Source organism: Nonomuraea sp. NPDC050227 (genome assembly GCF_044459705.1).
In the GTDB taxonomy this organism is placed as follows: Bacteria; Actinomycetota; Actinomycetes; order Streptosporangiales; family Streptosporangiaceae; genus Nonomuraea.
Genome location: NZ_JBITJF010000003.1, coordinates 677,282 through 691,942 on the forward strand (window position 1 = coordinate 677,282; position 14,661 = coordinate 691,942).

The 14,661-nt window shown below is 72.0% G+C and carries 12 protein-coding genes; 6 read left to right on the plus strand and 6 right to left on the minus strand.

Going from position 1 to position 14,661, the window contains the following annotated elements:
- Positions 1-2: 2 nt before the first annotated feature.
- The 5 genes from ACIBK9_RS15440 to ACIBK9_RS15460 are packed head-to-tail and all read right to left on the minus strand — an operon-like array spanning position 3 to position 3,946.
- Positions 3-545, minus strand: a complete 543-nt coding sequence (locus tag ACIBK9_RS15440) for a 3-hydroxyanthranilate 3,4-dioxygenase (protein ID WP_357981713.1) — start codon at positions 543-545, stop codon at positions 3-5.
- Complete coding sequence (locus ACIBK9_RS15445; protein WP_357981716.1) at positions 542-967, minus strand: RidA family protein; 426 nt, start codon at positions 965-967, stop codon at positions 542-544. The genes ACIBK9_RS15440 and ACIBK9_RS15445 overlap by 4 nt, the downstream gene beginning before the upstream one ends.
- Positions 964-1,710, minus strand: a complete 747-nt coding sequence (locus tag ACIBK9_RS15450; RefSeq protein ID WP_397158574.1) for a 2-keto-4-pentenoate hydratase — start codon at positions 1,708-1,710, stop codon at positions 964-966. The genes ACIBK9_RS15445 and ACIBK9_RS15450 overlap by 4 nt, the downstream gene beginning before the upstream one ends.
- On the minus strand, positions 1,707-2,504 hold the full coding sequence (locus ACIBK9_RS15455) for a 2-keto-4-pentenoate hydratase (protein WP_397158575.1): 798 nt from the start codon (positions 2,502-2,504) through the stop codon (positions 1,707-1,709). Before ACIBK9_RS15455 ends, ACIBK9_RS15450 begins: the two co-directional genes overlap by 4 nt.
- Positions 2,505-2,512: 8 nt before the next feature.
- A complete protein-coding gene (locus ACIBK9_RS15460) occupies positions 2,513-3,946 on the minus strand; it encodes a 2-hydroxymuconic semialdehyde dehydrogenase (RefSeq protein WP_397158576.1) in 1,434 nt (477 codons plus the stop codon).
- A 173-nt stretch (positions 3,947-4,119) separates the two neighbouring features.
- Between ACIBK9_RS15460 and ACIBK9_RS15465 the strand changes: the two genes are divergently transcribed.
- The 3 genes from ACIBK9_RS15465 to ACIBK9_RS15475 are packed head-to-tail and all read left to right on the plus strand — an operon-like array spanning position 4,120 to position 7,094.
- Positions 4,120-5,430: an MFS transporter gene (locus ACIBK9_RS15465; protein WP_358299276.1), complete on the plus strand. Its 1,311-nt coding sequence runs from the start codon at positions 4,120-4,122 to the stop codon at positions 5,428-5,430.
- A 31-nt stretch (positions 5,431-5,461) separates the two neighbouring features.
- On the plus strand, positions 5,462-6,430 hold the full coding sequence (locus ACIBK9_RS15470; protein WP_364338849.1) for a LysR substrate-binding domain-containing protein: 969 nt from the start codon (positions 5,462-5,464) through the stop codon (positions 6,428-6,430).
- Positions 6,431-6,434: 4 nt separating this feature from the next.
- Complete coding sequence (locus ACIBK9_RS15475) at positions 6,435-7,094, plus strand: GntR family transcriptional regulator (protein ID WP_397158579.1); 660 nt, start codon at positions 6,435-6,437, stop codon at positions 7,092-7,094.
- Positions 7,095-7,156: 62 nt separating this feature from the next.
- Here the strand turns inward: ACIBK9_RS15475 and ACIBK9_RS15480 are convergent, their stop codons facing one another.
- The gene (locus ACIBK9_RS15480) at positions 7,157-8,350 is read right to left on the minus strand and encodes an amidohydrolase (RefSeq protein WP_387674231.1); all 1,194 of its coding nucleotides are present in this window, start codon (positions 8,348-8,350) and stop codon (positions 7,157-7,159) included.
- A gap of 141 nt (positions 8,351-8,491) precedes the next feature.
- Between ACIBK9_RS15480 and ACIBK9_RS15485 the strand changes: the two genes are divergently transcribed.
- From ACIBK9_RS15485 to ACIBK9_RS15495, 3 genes are all read left to right on the plus strand, one after another.
- Positions 8,492-9,451, plus strand: coding sequence for a helix-turn-helix transcriptional regulator (locus ACIBK9_RS15485; RefSeq protein ID WP_397158582.1), 960 nt, complete (start codon positions 8,492-8,494; stop codon positions 9,449-9,451).
- Positions 9,452-9,819: 368 nt separating this feature from the next.
- Positions 9,820-10,194: an STAS domain-containing protein gene (locus tag ACIBK9_RS15490; protein ID WP_397158584.1), complete on the plus strand. Its 375-nt coding sequence runs from the start codon at positions 9,820-9,822 to the stop codon at positions 10,192-10,194.
- Positions 10,195-10,385: 191 nt separating this feature from the next.
- Positions 10,386-14,639, plus strand: a complete 4,254-nt coding sequence (locus tag ACIBK9_RS15495) for a HAMP domain-containing protein (protein ID WP_397158991.1) — start codon at positions 10,386-10,388, stop codon at positions 14,637-14,639.
- Positions 14,640-14,661: the final 22 nt, after the last annotated feature.

Below are 14,661 nucleotides of genomic sequence, written 5' to 3' on the forward strand. Positions count from 1 at the left end.
GGTCACCGGACCACCGGCCGCAGGTGGTCCGGCCAGTCCTTGCCGGGGTGCTCGGCACCGCAGTGGGGGCAGGTGCGGTCGCCCTCGTGGAAGGCGCGGAAGACCGGCGGCAGGTCGTCCACGATCGACTGGAGCTGCACCTCGGCACGGTGGACCAGGCGGTGGCAGTTGACGCAGTACCACTCGAAGGCGTCCAGCGCGCCCTGCGGGCGGGCGAACTCCACGACCAGGCCGATCGAGCCGGGCACCGGCCGCTGCGGCGAGTGCCGCACGTGCGGCGGCAGCAGGAAGACGTCGCCCTCGCCGATCTGCACGTCCACCGGCGGCTTGCCCTCCTCCTCCATGACCCGCAGCACCATGCCGCCCCGCAGCTGGTAGAAGAACTCCTCGATCGGGTCGTCGTGGAAGTCGGTGCGCTGGTTGGGCCCGCCCACGATCGTCACCATGAGGTCGGCGTCCTTCCAGATCTGCGCGTTGCCGACCGGCGGCTTGAGCAGGTCCTGGTGCTCGTCGATCCACTTGTTCAGGTTGAAGGGGGGGATCATGCCTGGCTCCTTTGGGGGATGAGGGCGGTGCAGGAGATCTCGATCAGCAGGTGCGGGTGCGGGAGCTGGTGGACGGCGACGGTGGTGCGGGCGGGGCCGCTCTCGTCGAAGTACTCGCCGTAGACCTCGTTGTAGCCGCCGAAGTCGTTCATGCTGACCAGGTACGCGGTCACGTTCACCACGTCGTCCAGGCCGCCTCCGGCGGCGGCCAGCAGGTCGGCGATGTTCTCGATCACCGCCCTGGTCTGCTCGCGGATGTCGAGGCTGGTGGTGCCCAGCTCGTCCGCGCTCGCCCCGGCGAAGGAGCCGTCGGGGCGGCGCGAGCTGGTGCCCGACACGAACACGAAGTCTCCGGCCCGCTTGACGTGCGGGAACCGGCCGCGGGGCCGGGCCTTGCCCTCGACCAGCAGCGCGTCGCTCATCGGGTGGTCACCTCCACGTGTCCGAGGCCGGCGGCGCCGACGCGTACGTGCGCCCCGGCGGGCAGCGGCAGCGCCGCCGTGGCCGCGCCGGCCAGGACGATCCAGCCGGCCTCCATCTCGATCCCGGCGGCCCTGGTCAGCCGGGCGGCCGCGGTCAGCGCGCGCAGCGGGTGGCCGAGGATGGCCGCCGACGAGCCGCCGGCGACCTGGCGGCCGTCGATCTCCATGACCAGGCCGAGGTTGCCCAGGTCGCCGGCGTCCTGCGGACGGCGCCAGGGGCCGACGCCGAAGCCGCTGGCCGAGGCGTTGTCGGCGATGACGTCGGGCAGGGTGAAGCTGAAGCCCTCGTAGCGGGAGTCGAGCACCTCGTACCCGACCGCGACGCCGCCGACGGCCGAGGCCACGTCGGCCGTGCCGCGCACCGGCCGGTCCAGCAGGAACGCGATCTCCGGCTCGATCCGCGGGTGGATCAGGCCGGTGGTGTCGAGCCGGGACTCCACCAGCATGGCGTCGGTGAGCAGGCCCCAGATGACGTCGTCCACGCCCATCTGGGCCATCTTGGCGCGGCTGGTGAAGCCCATCTTGACGCCGACGAGCCGCTCGCCGCGGGCCAGCCGCCGTTCGATCAGGGCGCGCTGGACCTCGTACGCGGCGGGCACGTCGAGGTCGGCCGTGTCGGTCAGGCGGGGGATGGCGCGGCCGGTCAGGGTGGCCTCGTCCAGGCGTTCGGCGAGCGCGTTCACCGCTCCTCCTTCTTCTCGTCGGCGGCGAAGGCGGCGCGGACGTCGCCCAGCCCGTCGATGCGGGCCTCCAGCACGTCGCCCGGACTCACCGGGACGACCGGGCCGAGCGCCCCGGTCAGCACGGTGTCGCCCGCCCGGAGCGGACGGCCGAGCGCGGCCAGCGTGTCGGCCAGCCAGACCGCGGCGTGCAGCGGGTGGCCCAGGCAGGCCGCGCCGACGCCGGTCGAGACCTGCTCACCGCGCCGTTCGATGACCATGCCGGCCAGCCGCAGGTCCACGTCGCGCAGCGGGACCGGGCGGTTGCCGAGCACGTACAGGCCGGAGGAGGCGTTGTCGGCGACGGTGTCGGCCAGGGTGATGTCCCAGTCGCGGATGCGGCTGCCGACGACCTCGATCGCGGGCAGCGCGAACGCCGTCGCGGCGATCACGTCGGCGACCGTGTGGCGCTCGTGCGGCAGGTCGCGGTCGAGCACGAGCGCGACCTCGGCCTCGGCGCGCGGCTGGAGCACCGCGCCGGCCGGGATCTCCGCGCCGTCGGGCACCGCCATGTCGGCGAACAGCACGCCGAAGTCGGGCGAGCCGACGCCGAGCTGCCGCTGCACGGCCTCGCTGGTCAGCCCGACCTTGCGGCCGGTGATCCGCCTGCCCTCGCCGAGCCAGTGCTCGGTGAGCAGGCTCTGCACCGCGTAGGCCGCCTCCAGGCCGTCGACCAGGTCGCGGACCGGCTCGCACGGGCGGCCGGACGCGTACGCCTCCAGCAGCCGCGCGGCGGCGGCGCGATGGTTGTCTGTCACTTCTGTCCTCATATCTTGACGCACACGTTGACCGGCTCGGAGAAGAAGTCGAGCGAGTACTCGCCGCCCTCACGCCCGATGCCGGAGGCCTTCACGCCGCCGAACGGGGTGCGCAGGTCGCGCAGGTTCCAGCAGTTGACCCAGACGATGCCGGCCTGGATCCGGGGTGCCACGCGGTGGGCGCGCGACAGGTCGGTGGTCCACACGGTGGCGGCCAGGCCGTACGGGCTGTCGTTGGCCAGCCGGACGGCCTCGTCCTCGTCGTCGAAGGGGGCGACGTGGCAGATGGGGCCGAAGACCTCCTCGCGGACGGTCCTGGCGTGCGGCGGCAGGCCGGTGATCACGGTGGGCTCGACGTGGAAGCCGCCGTCGCGGGCGTCGCCGAACTCCGGCACGCCTCCTCCGGCCAGCACCGTCGCGCCCTCCTCGACGGCGAGGCGGTAGTAGGACAGCACCTTGTCGCGGTGCTGGGCCGAGATCATCGGCCCGTAGCCGCTCAGGCCCCTGGCCCGCTCGGCCAGTGCCTGGGTGAACGCCTCGAAGATCGGGCGCTGGACGTAGACGCGCTCGGTGCACAGGCAGATCTGGCCGGAGTGGGTGAAGCTGGAGCGGATCGTGCCCTCGACGGCCTCCTCCAGGTCGGCGTCGGCGAAGACCAGGGCCGGGTTCTTGCCGCCGAGCTCGAAGGAGACCGGGGTGACGTGCGCGGCGGCGTTGCGCATGATGGCGCTGCCGGTGGCCGAGGCGCCGGTGAAGGCGATGGCGTCCACGCCGGGGTGCGCGGTCAGGTGCTCGCCGGCCGCCCCCGCGCCGTGGCCGTGGACCAGGTTGAACGCGCCGGCCGGCAGGCCCGCCGCGTCGATCACCTCGGCCAGCAGGGTGGCGGTGGAGGGGGTCTCCTCCGACGGCTTGGCGACGACGGCGTTGCCCGCGGCCAGGGCCGGCGCGACCTTCCAGGTGAGCAGCAGCAGCGGCAGGTTCCACGGCGAGATGACGGCGACCACGCCGAGCGGGCGGCGCACGGTGTAGTTGAGCGCCTGCCCGCTGCCGCTCCAGGCCGGGACGCTGGTGTTGTAGGCCCGTTCGGGACGCCCGTAGGCCAGGTCGGCGTAGGCGCGGAAGTTGCCGGCGGCGCGCGGGATGTCCACCGTCGCGGCCAGCTCGCGTGGCTTGCCGGTGTCGGCGGCCTCGGCCTCGACGAACTCCTCGAACCTGGCCTCGATCCCGTCGGCGATCCGGCGCAGGTACGCGCACCGCTCCTCGGTGGAGGTGGCGCCCCAGGGGCCGTCGAGGGCGGCGCGGGCGGCCCGGACCGCCTCGTCGACGGTCTCGCGGGACGCCTCGGGGACGGCTCCGACGGTGCGGCCGTCGACGGGCGAGATGAGGGGGAAGTCGGTCCCCGCCGTCGTGAAGACGCCGTTGACGTAGTGCGCGGGCTTCATGGTCGACATTCTGCTGATCGCTCGACATAACAGTCCAATACCGAAATGTCGCCTGTCTATCCTTATTTCGTTATATGTCGGTTCTGCTATGCCTGCCGACCGAATCGGTATTCGTTCTGGCATACCACCAGCGTGCATCCTCTTCCGTACCCTCATTCGGAAGGCACAGAGAGATGGACACAGATCGCCGCCTGGCCGCCCGCCGCGTCTCGCGGGCCGCCTTCATCGGCACCGCCATCGAGTGGTACGACTTCTTCCTCTACGGCACCGCCGCGGCCCTCGTCTTCAACAAGCAGTTCTTCCCCGCCATGGACCCGGTAGCCGGCTCCATCGCCTCCTTCGGCACCATGACCGTGGGATTCCTGGCCCGCCCGCTCGGCGGCATCGTCTTCGGCCACTTCGGCGACCGGATCGGGCGGCGCAACACGCTCGTCGTCTCGCTGCTCATCATGGGGATCGGCACCACGCTGATCGGCGTGCTGCCGACGTACGACAGCCTGGGCGTGTGGGCGGCGGTGCTGCTCGTGGTGATGCGCGTCGCCCAGGGCATCGGCCTGGGCGGCGAGCTCGGCGGCGCGGTGGTGCTGACGATGGAGCACGCGCCGAAGGGCCGGCGCGGCCTGTTCGGGGCGTTCCCGATGATGGGCACCCCGGCGGGCATGTTGTGCGCCAACGCCGTCTTCCTCGGCACGTCCTCGCTGCTGGGCGAGGAGAGCTTCATGGCCTGGGGCTGGCGGGTGCCCTTCCTGCTCAGCATCGTGCTGGTGGCGGTCGGCCTGTACCTGCGGCTGCGCATCGAGGAGAGCCCCGACTACGCCGACCTGGTCGAGCGGCGCAAGCCGGTCAAGCTGCCGATCGCGGTGGTGCTGCGCGACCACTGGCGCGAGGTGGTGCACACGATCGGCGTGATCATCGGCAACAGCGCGCTGGCCTACATCTTCATGGTCTACATCCTCGGCTACGGCGAGGCCGCGGCCGGCCTGTCGCGGACGTTCCTGCTGAGCTGCGTGATCGGCGGCGCCGCCGTCTGGCTGGTCACCGCGCCGCTGTGGGCCCACCTCGGCGACCGGCACGGGCTGCGTGCCGTCTTCACCTGGGGCTCGGTGGTGCTGCTGGCCGGCGCCCTGGCGATCCTGCCGGTCGTCAACACCGGCAACAAGCCGCTCATCGCGGTGTTCATGCTGGTGATGGGCGCGGTGCTGGCCATGACCCACGCGCCGCAGGGCACGCTGACCGCCAGCTTCTTCCCGGTCGCGATCCGGTACTCCGGCACGTCGGTCGCCTACCAGCTCGCCTCGCTGCTGGGCGGCGGGATCACGCCGCTGGTGGCCGCCTCGCTGTTCGCCTCGACCGGGACCTCGCTGTCGATCACCGCCTACCTGACCGTGGTGACGGTCATCAGCCTGGTCGCCGCCCTGGTGATCCCCCGCAACGACGCCGAACGCCTGGGTGACCAGCCGGTTCCCGCCGACATAGCGAAATAGGGCAGGTTCGCCCTGGTCATATGATGATTTCGTGATATCTCGTCCGCTGGACCTGCTGAGCGGCCGGCTCAAGCTGCGGCACCTCGTGCTCGTGACCACCATCGCCGAGCAGGGCGGCGTCCTGCGCGCCGCCGAGCACCTCCACCTGGCCCAGCCCGCCGTGACCCGGGGGCTGCGGGAGGTGGAGCAGATCCTCGGGGTGGAGCTGTTCACCCGCGGATCGCGCGGCGTCACCCCCACCCTCTTCGGCGAGGCGTTCATCGACCACGCCCGCGCCGTGCAGGCCGAGCTGCGCCGCGCGGGCGAGCGCATCGCCGGCCTGGCCGACGGCACGGCCGGCACGGTCACCGTCGGCACCCTGCTGGCCGCCACGAACGTGCTGCTCCCCCGCTCGATCGCGGCGCTCAAGGCCGAGCGGCCGGGCATCACCGTGATCGTCAAGGAGGGCACGTTCGACTCGCTGGTCCCCCAGCTCACCGGCGGCGACCTCGACCTGATCCTCGGCCGGCTCAACCCGATCGAGGACCGCCCGGACCTGCGCCAGATCCCGCTCTACAACGAGCCCGTGCTGCTGGTCGCCCGCGCCGGGCACCCGGCGGCGCACGCCCGTGCGCTGGCCGGCCTGCTGGACTACCCGTGGATCCTGCCGCTGGAGCAGACCTCGCTGCGACGGGAACTGGAGCAGGTGTTCCACCGCAACGGGCTGCCGCTGCCGCCCGACCGCACCGAATGCAGCTCCATCCTGACGATCCGCTCCCTGCTGCTCGGCACGGACATGATCGCCGCGCTGCCCGCGCTCTTCGTCAGGACCGACCCTCAGCTCCTCGAACTCCAGGTGCCGCTGCCGTCGGTGCGCCGCTCGGTGGGCGCCACCCTGCCCGGGGCCCGCGCCCTGACGCCCGCGGGCAAGGTCATGCTCGCCCATCTCCAGCAGCAGGCACGCCGCCTCGACACCGGGGACGCGGACAGCCCGTCCGGTGCGGCGCCGGTGGGAGACTGAGGGCATGGTGGCAGGAGCCGGGTTCGAGCCCGAGTCCGTACGCGTCATCCGGCGGCTGCGCGACGACATCCTCGACGGCGTCCGCCCGCCGGGCAGCAAGCTCGTCGAGCGCGACCTGGCCACCGAGCTCGGCGTGAGCCGGGTGCCGGTGCGCGACGCCCTGGCCACCCTGGCAGCCGAGGGGCTGGTGACGCTGCGGCCCCGCACCTGGGCCGTGGTGCGCGAGTTCACCGCCCGCGACGTCGCCGACCTGGTGGAGGTGCGTTCGGCGTTCGAGGCCGTCACCTTCCAGCTCGCCGCCCGGCGGCACGACGCGCAGGGCCTGCGGCGGCTGCGCGCCGACCTCGACGCCGAGCTGCGGGCGGCGCGCGCCGGCGACGCGGTCCGCGCCCGGCGGGCCGCCGCCGACTTCCACGAGACGGCCACCGCCATCGCGGGCAACGACCTGCTGGTCGAGGTGGGGCAGGTCCTGCGCAGCCGGATGCGCTGGCTGCTCGGCCGGCACGACGACCTCCAGGCGGTCGCCGACGAGCACCGCGAGCTCTACGAGGCGATCGCCGCCCGCGACGTGACCCACGTCGGCGAGCTGGTCGCCCGGCACGTGGCGACCAGCGCCCGGCTCATCGGGGAACACGCCGACCGGCAGCGGTCCGGCACTCCCTGACCCCGCGCGGGCGTCAGGCGACCCCGCGCGGGCGTCAGGCGACCAGGAGCGCGTCGCGGGCGTCAGGCGTCAAGGAGCACGTCGCCGTCGCGGGCGACCACCCTGCCGCCGGCGACCACGAGCGCCCGCGGCGGCACCCGCACGAGCGCGTCCGGCACGTTCTCGGCGTCCACGAGCACGACGTCGGCCCGTGCCCCCGCGACGAGGTCGTGCCGGTCCCGGTGCACGAACGGCGCCGCCTTCGTGGTGGCCAGCTCCACGGCGGCGGTGAGCTCGTCGTCGGAGCGCAACCCGTGCAGCCGGGCGAAGCCGAGGGCGATGCGCAGCAGGTCGCCGTCGCCGAACGGCGACCACAGGTCCCTGATCCCGTCGGTGCCGAGGCCGAGGCCGATGCCGCGCTCGGCCATGCCCCGCCACGGGAGGGGCGCGGTGCGCACCGGCGCGACCGTCGCCCAGGAGATGCCCGCCGCGGCGAGGTCGTCGAGCAGGCCGCGCTGGCGTTCGGGGGCCAGGTCGCCGAGGGCGAAGCCGTGGGAGACGGTGACCTTGCCCTGCAGGCCGGTCCTGAGCGTGCGGTCGATGATCAGCTCGTACTGGAACGCGCCGAGCTCGCCGCCGTCGTGCAGGTGGATGTCCAGGCCGACGCCGCGGCGCTCGGCGATCTCGAACAGGCCGTCGAGCTGGGCGACCGGGTCCCGGTCGATGGTCGCGGGGTCGATGCCGCCGATGCTGGTGGCGCCCGCCCGCGCGGCCTGGTCGAGCAGGTCGAGCACGCCGGGCCGGCGGACGACGCCGTCCTGCGGGAAGGCCACGATCTCGACCTCGATCGCCCCGTCGAGCCGTGCCGCGGCCTCGCGCACGGCCTCGATGCCGCGCAGCCCGACCCCGAGGTCGACGTCGACGTGGGTGCGGGTGGCCGTGGTGCCGTGCCGCAGGAACTCGCGCAGCACCGCCACCGTGCCGTCGACACCCGGGATGCCGTACTTGTCCCGTTCGGCGCGCTCGTGCTCGATGCGGCCCTGCGTGGTCGCCACACCGCCGTACGACACCCAGGGCCGGCCCCACCAGCTCTTGTCGACGTGGGCGTGGGCGTTGACGAATCCGGGCAGGGCCAGCAGGCCGCGGCCGTCGATGTGCTCGCCGGCGGGCGGGGTGGTCCCGGCCGGGAGCACGGCGGCGATCCGGGTACCGTCGATGGTCAGGTCCACGGGCGCGCCGCCCCAGGGGCGCACGTTGGAGATCGTCCAGGAAGTCACCTGAAAAATGGTATACCAAAAGCGGATCGTCCCTGGCAGAGGGCCCTGTCCCGTCGGCGGCCGGCCGTTGTCGTAGCCGTTTGGGAAAATCGGCACGGGCCGCGGCAGGCGCGGTCCCCCCGACCGGAGAGAGGTGGTCCGATGGGCCCAGAGGTCTTCGACAGCCGTGACATCGGCCAGACGGAGGAGTTCCTCAGCAAGGCGTACGCCAAGATGCGCATCGGCTCCGACGTGAAGAACCCCCGCACCCAGATCTCCCGCCAGGTCATGGGCTCGGTCAGCATCGACCGGCTCAACCTGGAATACGCGATGAGCTTCGACGTCAACCCACTCGGCAAGGTGTGCCTGTGCGCGGTCGAGACCGGCACCATCGCCCAGCAGGTCGCCGGCGGGCCGGACGAGCTCTTCGGCCCCGGCGACACGGTGTTGTTCGCCCCGCACGACCTGCCCTACACCGGCGAGATCCGCCGCTCGCGCTACGACATCATCATGTTCGACCCCGCGCTGCTGCAGCAGGTGGCCGGCACGCTGCCCGGCCGCCGGGCCGAGCCGGTCCGGCTGGTGGGGCACCGCCCGGTCTCCGCCGCCGCCGGCCGCCACCTGCGGCGCACGCTCGCCTACCTGCGCGACGACGTCCTGGCCGCCCCCGAGCTGGCCGCCGAGCCGCTGGTCGTCTCCACCGCCGGGCAGCTCCTGGCCGCCAGCGTGCTCACCGCCCTGCCCACCAACGCCGACGCCGCCGCCGCCCCCGGCTCCGCCCGTCCCGAGGCGCTGCGCCGGGCGACGGCCTTCATCGACGACCACGCCGACCTGCCCATCGGCATCGACGAGATCGCCACCGCCGCCCGGGTCAGCGCCCGCGCCCTCCAGTACGCCTTCCGCCGGCACCTCGGCACCACCCCGCTGGGCTACCTGCGCCAGGCCCGGCTGGCCCGCGCGCACGCCGAGCTGAAGACCGGCGATCCCACCACCACGGTGACCGCCGTCGCCGCCCGCTGGGGCTTCTTCCACCCCGGGCGCTTCGCCCAGCTCCACCGGGCCGCCTTCGGTTGCTCGCCCGGCGACACCCTCCGCTCCGCGGCCGAGCTCCACCACGACTGATCCTCTGATGCCCGTTTCGTTCTGTGGACAGGAGTGAGCCGGATTCTTCGCCTGATGTGCTGACCCGCCACCGTCGAAGGCTCAAGGGTTGGAGGCGAGCACCGATCGCCGCGGCACGGAGGAGATGATCGCGATTGAGTCCCGGCCGTAGCGGCGACATGGCGCGTCCGCGGCGAGGGCGTAGCCGCAGGCCAGGCGATCGAGAGGCAGCACAGTCGGGGTGGCCGCGCCCTTCGGGCGACCGCGTCGGTCCCGTGACCGAGCCGATCCCGCCGCCGGCCTGTGATGCCTGACCTCCTTCGTCCGCCGCCACACCCGTCCCCTTCCGGCCGGACGGGCCTTCGTGCTGCCCGGCCTTCGGTGACGGCGTGACCCCTCTGAGCCTGAGCTGCCGCGACCTGCCCGGCGGCGTGCTGGTGACCGTGATCGGCGAGCTCGATGCCTCCAACTCGACGCGGCTGGAGTCCGCCACCGAGCGGCACCTGCGGCCCGGGGCGGGCATGGTGCTCGACCTGGGCGGGCTGAGCTTCATGGACAGCCGCGGCCTGCACGTGTTGTTACGTCTCAACGCCGCGGTGCTCGAACACGGGGGCGTCCTCCGCCTGGCCGGCGTGCAGGAGCTGCCCGCGCGCGTGCTCCAGGTCACCGGCGTGTGGTCCTCGCTGACCGTCCACGCCGACGTGGGCGACGCCGTGGCCGCGATGGGCGCGCAGCGCCCCGACAGCCTCCGCGAGTCGTCGTGAGCGGTCCCCGCAGCACCTCGGCGTTCGGGGCTGAAGATCATGAGTGCCGGCTCTAGAATCCGGATGACCAACAACCACGACTGTTCCGTCGACGACCTCGATCATGGCCTCCTGATCAGGGCCGTTCGCGAGGTCACCGGCAGGACAGTCCCGACAACGTCGTAGGACACGAGGGTGACATGAGCGAAGCGATGACCGGTGGCTCCCGTTCCGCGTCCGGGGGCGCCGAGGTCGGCGAGCTTCGGCTGCGTCAGCTGCTCGGCGGGCTGACGGCGGTCCGGGACGGCGATTTCCGCACCCGGCTGCCCGAGGACGCCGACGGGCTGCTGGGTGAGATCGCCTCGGTGTTCAACGGCATGGTCGATCAGTTGTCGTTGTTCACCTCCGAGGTGACCCGGGTGGCGCGTGAGGTGGGCACGGACGGGCGGCTGGGTGGTCAGGCCGATGTGCCGGCGGTGTCGGGCACGTGGAAGGACCTGACCGAGTCGGTGAACGCGATGGCGGGCAACCTGACCGATCAGGTGCGCAGCATCGCGCAGGTGACGACGGCGGTGGCGCGGGGTGACCTGTCGCAGAAGATCACCGTGCACGCGCGCGGGGAGATCCTGGAGCTGAAGAACACCGTCAACACGATGGTCGACCAGCTCTCCTCGTTCGCCGACGAGGTCACCCGGGTGGCGCGTGAGGTGGGCACCGAGGGTCAGCTGGGTGGACAGGCAGAGGTGGAGGGGGTCGCGGGCACCTGGCGTGACCTGACCGACTCGGTGAACTTCATGGCGGGGAACCTGACCGATCAGGTGCGGAACATCTCGCAGGTGGCCACGGCGGTGGCGCGGGGTGATCTGTCGCAGCGGATCACGGTGTCGGCTCGTGGGGAGATCCTGGAGCTGAAGAACACGCTCAACACGATGGTCGACCAGTTGTCGTCCTTTGCCGACGAGGTCACGCGGGTGGCGCGTGAGGTGGGCACGGACGGGCGGCTGGGTGGTCAGGCCGATGTGAAGGGTGTGTCGGGTACGTGGAAGGCGTTGACGGAGTCGGTCAACGTGATGGCCGACAATCTGACGGCGCAGGTGCGCAGCATCGCCGAGGTGACCACGGCGGTGGCCAAGGGCGACCTGACGCAGAAGATCCGGGTGGATGCCCGTGGGGAGATCCTGGAGCTGAAGGAGACCATCAACACGATGGTCGACCAGCTGTCGGCCTTCGCCGACGAGGTGACCCGGGTGGCGCGTGAGGTGGGCACCGAGGGCAACCTGGGCGGTCAGGCCACGGTCCGGGGCGTGTCGGGCACCTGGAAGGACCTCACCGACAACGTCAACGTCATGGCGTCGAACCTGACGAGCCAGGTGCGCAGCATCGCCCAGGTGGCCACCGCCGTCGCCCGCGGCGACCTGTCACAGAAGATCACCGTCGAGGCCAAGGGCGAGGTGGCGGCGCTCGCCCAGACGATCAACACCATGGTCGACACGCTGAGCGCGTTCGCCGACGAGGTCACCCGCGTGGCCCGCGAGGTCGGCACCGAAGGCCAGCTCGGCGGCCAGGCCCGCGTCCCGAACGTGGCCGGCACCTGGAAGGACCTCACCGACAACGTCAACTCGATGGCCGACAACCTGACCAACCAGGTGCGCAGCATCGCCCAGGTCACCACGGCGGTGGCCAAGGGCGACCTGACCAGGAAGATCGACGTGGACGCCCGCGGCGAGATCCTGGAACTCAAGACCACCATCAACACGATGGTCGACCAGCTGTCCTCGTTCGCCGCCGAGGTCACCCGCGTGGCCCGCGAGGTCGGCAGCGAAGGACGGCTCGGCGGCCAGGCAGAGGTCGAGGGCGTGTCCGGCACCTGGAAGCGGCTGACGGAGAACGTCAACGAGCTGGCCGCCAACCTGACCCGGCAGGTGCGCGCCATCGCCGAGGTCACCAGCGCGGTCACCTCCGGCGACCTGACCCGCTCGATCACCGTTGACGCCGAGGGCGAGCTGGCCGACCTGAAGGACAACATCAACTCGATGGTCAAGTCGCTGCGCGAGACCACGACCGCCAACGAGCAGCAGGACTGGCTCAAGTCCAACCTGGCCCGCATGTCCGGTCTCATGCAGGGCCACCGCGACCTGGCGGCCGTCGCCGAGCTGGTGATGAACGAGCTGGCCCCGCTGGTCAGCGCCCAGTACGGCGCGTTCTTCCTGGCCGAGGAGAACGAGCTCCAGCTCATCAGCGCCTACGGCTACCCGGCCGACCCGGGCAGGCCGACCCGGTTCCGGCTCGGCGAGGCGCTGGTCGGCCAGGCCGCCCGCAGCCGCCGGGTCATCGCCGTCGACGACGTGCCCTCCGGCTCCGTCCGGATCTCGACCGGCCTCGGCACGATCGAGCCCGCCTCGGTGGTGGTGCTGCCGATCGTGGTCGAGGAGCAGGTGCTCGGCGTGATCGAGCTGGCCTCGGTGCAGGCGTTCACGCCGGTCCACCGGGCCTTCCTCGACCAGCTCATGGAGACGATCGGCGTCAACCTCAACACGATCGTCGCCAACGCCCGCACCGACGAGCTGCTGGCCGAGTCGCAGCGGCTCGCGGCGGAGCTGCAGGCCCGGTCGGAGGAGCTGCAGCAGCAGCAGGAGGAGCTCCAGCGCTCCAACGCCGAGCTGGAGGAGAAGGCCACGCTGCTGGCCCGCCAGAACCAGGACATCGAGACCAAGAACCTGGAGATCGAGCAGGCCAGGCAGGAGCTGGAGGACCGCGCCCACCAGCTGACGCTGGCCTCGACGTACAAGAGCGAGTTCCTGGCGAACATGAGCCACGAGCTGCGCACCCCGCTCAACTCGCTGCTCATCCTGGCCCAGCTGCTGGCCCAGAACCACACGCGCAACCTGACGCCCAAGCAGGTCGAGTACGCCGAGATCATCCACTCGGCCGGCTCCGACCTGCTCCAGCTGATCAACGACATCCTCGACCTGTCCAAGGTCGAGGCGGGCAAGATGGACATCAACCCCGAGCGCGTGCCGTTGCGGCAGCTGCTGGACTACGTCGAGGCCACGTTCCGGCCGATGACGTCGCAGAAGAGCCTCGACTTCACGATCACCAACGCCCCCGGCATCCCGGTGGAGGTCGTGACCGACGACTCGCGCCTGCGCCAGGTGCTGCGCAACCTGCTGTCGAACGCGGTCAAGTTCACCGAGACCGGCAGCGTCGAGCTGCGCATCGAGCCGGCCGCCCAGGACGAGCTGCCCGCCTCGGTGCGCCAGCACGGCGCGGCCATCGCGCTGCGGGTGGTCGACACCGGCATCGGCATCGCCGCCCAGCAGCTCGAAGCCATCTTCGGCGCGTTCCAGCAGGCCGACGGCACCACCAGCCGCAAGTACGGCGGCACCGGCCTCGGCCTGTCCATCAGCCGCGAGATCGCCCACCTGCTCGGCGGCGCGATCGGCGCGCAGAGCACGCCGGGCCAGGGCAGCGTGTTCACCCTCTACCTGCCGATCGCCCGGCCGGACTTCATCGGGCTCTCCCCGAAGAAGGCCCTGGCCGACCCCTCGGTGCTCGTCGAGGCCGCCCGCGTCAGCACGCCCGAGCAGGAGGCGGCCTCGCCGGCCAGGTCCCACCAGCCGCAGCCGCGCCGCCTGCTGGTGATCGAGGAACGGCCGCAGGGCCTGCTCTCGCACGTGGCCGAGAGCGTGGTGACGGAGCTGGCGCTGAGCAAGGACGAGACGATCGAGATCGTCACGGCCGCCGGAGCGCAGGAGGCCGCGGCCACGCTGGCCGCCGACCCCTGCCACTGCATCGTGCTCGACCTCGACCTGCCCGACCAGAGCGCCTACCGCCTGCTGGAGGCCATGGACGGCGACCAGGCCCTGAACTCGGTGCCGGTCCTGGCCTACAACAACTGGCGGGCCAGCTCCCAGCAGGCGGTGCCGTTGCAGACGCGCGAGGGCGGCCAGCCGCTGGAGCTGCTGTCCAGCCTCGACGAGCTGCGCGAGCGCATCGCCCTGCACCTGACCGCCGACCAGCCCGGCGACGTGCTGCCGCTGATCCGGGCCGGGAACGTCAACCAGCTCGCCGGGGCCGAGATCGACACCTCGCTGACGGGCCGGACGGTGCTGATCGTCGACGACGACGCCCGCAACCTGTTCGCGCTGACCAGCATGCTGGAGGTGCACGGCATCGACGTGCTGCACGCCGAGGACGGCCGCAAGGGCATCGACACGCTCGTCGCCCACCCGCAGATCGACCTGGTGCTGATGGACGTGATGATGCCCGAGATGGACGGCTACACCGCCACCGCCCGCATCCGCGCGATGGCGCAGTACGCCGACCTGCCCATCATCGCGGTCACGGCCAAGGCGATGCCGGGCGACCAGGAGAAGGCGCTGGCGGCCGGCGCGAGCGACTACGTGACCAAGCCCGTCGAGGCCGACCATCTGGTCGAACGCATCCGTCACTGGCTCGGCGCCTGACCCGTCCCCCTCAAGGAGCAAC

Coding starts and splice junctions, on each gene's coding strand:
- ACIBK9_RS15460 (WP_397158576.1), bottom strand. CDS start 3,946: ATGAAGCCCGCGCACTACGTCAACGGCGTCTTCACGACGGCGGGGACC.
- ACIBK9_RS15440 (WP_357981713.1), bottom strand. CDS start 545: ATGATCCCCCCCTTCAACCTGAACAAGTGGATCGACGAGCACCAGGAC.
- ACIBK9_RS15485 (WP_397158582.1), top strand. CDS start 8,492: ATGGGCCCAGAGGTCTTCGACAGCCGTGACATCGGCCAGACGGAGGAG.
- ACIBK9_RS15475 (WP_397158579.1), top strand. CDS start 6,435: ATGGTGGCAGGAGCCGGGTTCGAGCCCGAGTCCGTACGCGTCATCCGG.
- ACIBK9_RS15445 (WP_357981716.1), bottom strand. CDS start 967: ATGAGCGACGCGCTGCTGGTCGAGGGCAAGGCCCGGCCCCGCGGCCGG.
- ACIBK9_RS15495 (WP_397158991.1), top strand. CDS start 10,386: ATGACCGGTGGCTCCCGTTCCGCGTCCGGGGGCGCCGAGGTCGGCGAG.
- ACIBK9_RS15465 (WP_358299276.1), top strand. CDS start 4,120: ATGGACACAGATCGCCGCCTGGCCGCCCGCCGCGTCTCGCGGGCCGCC.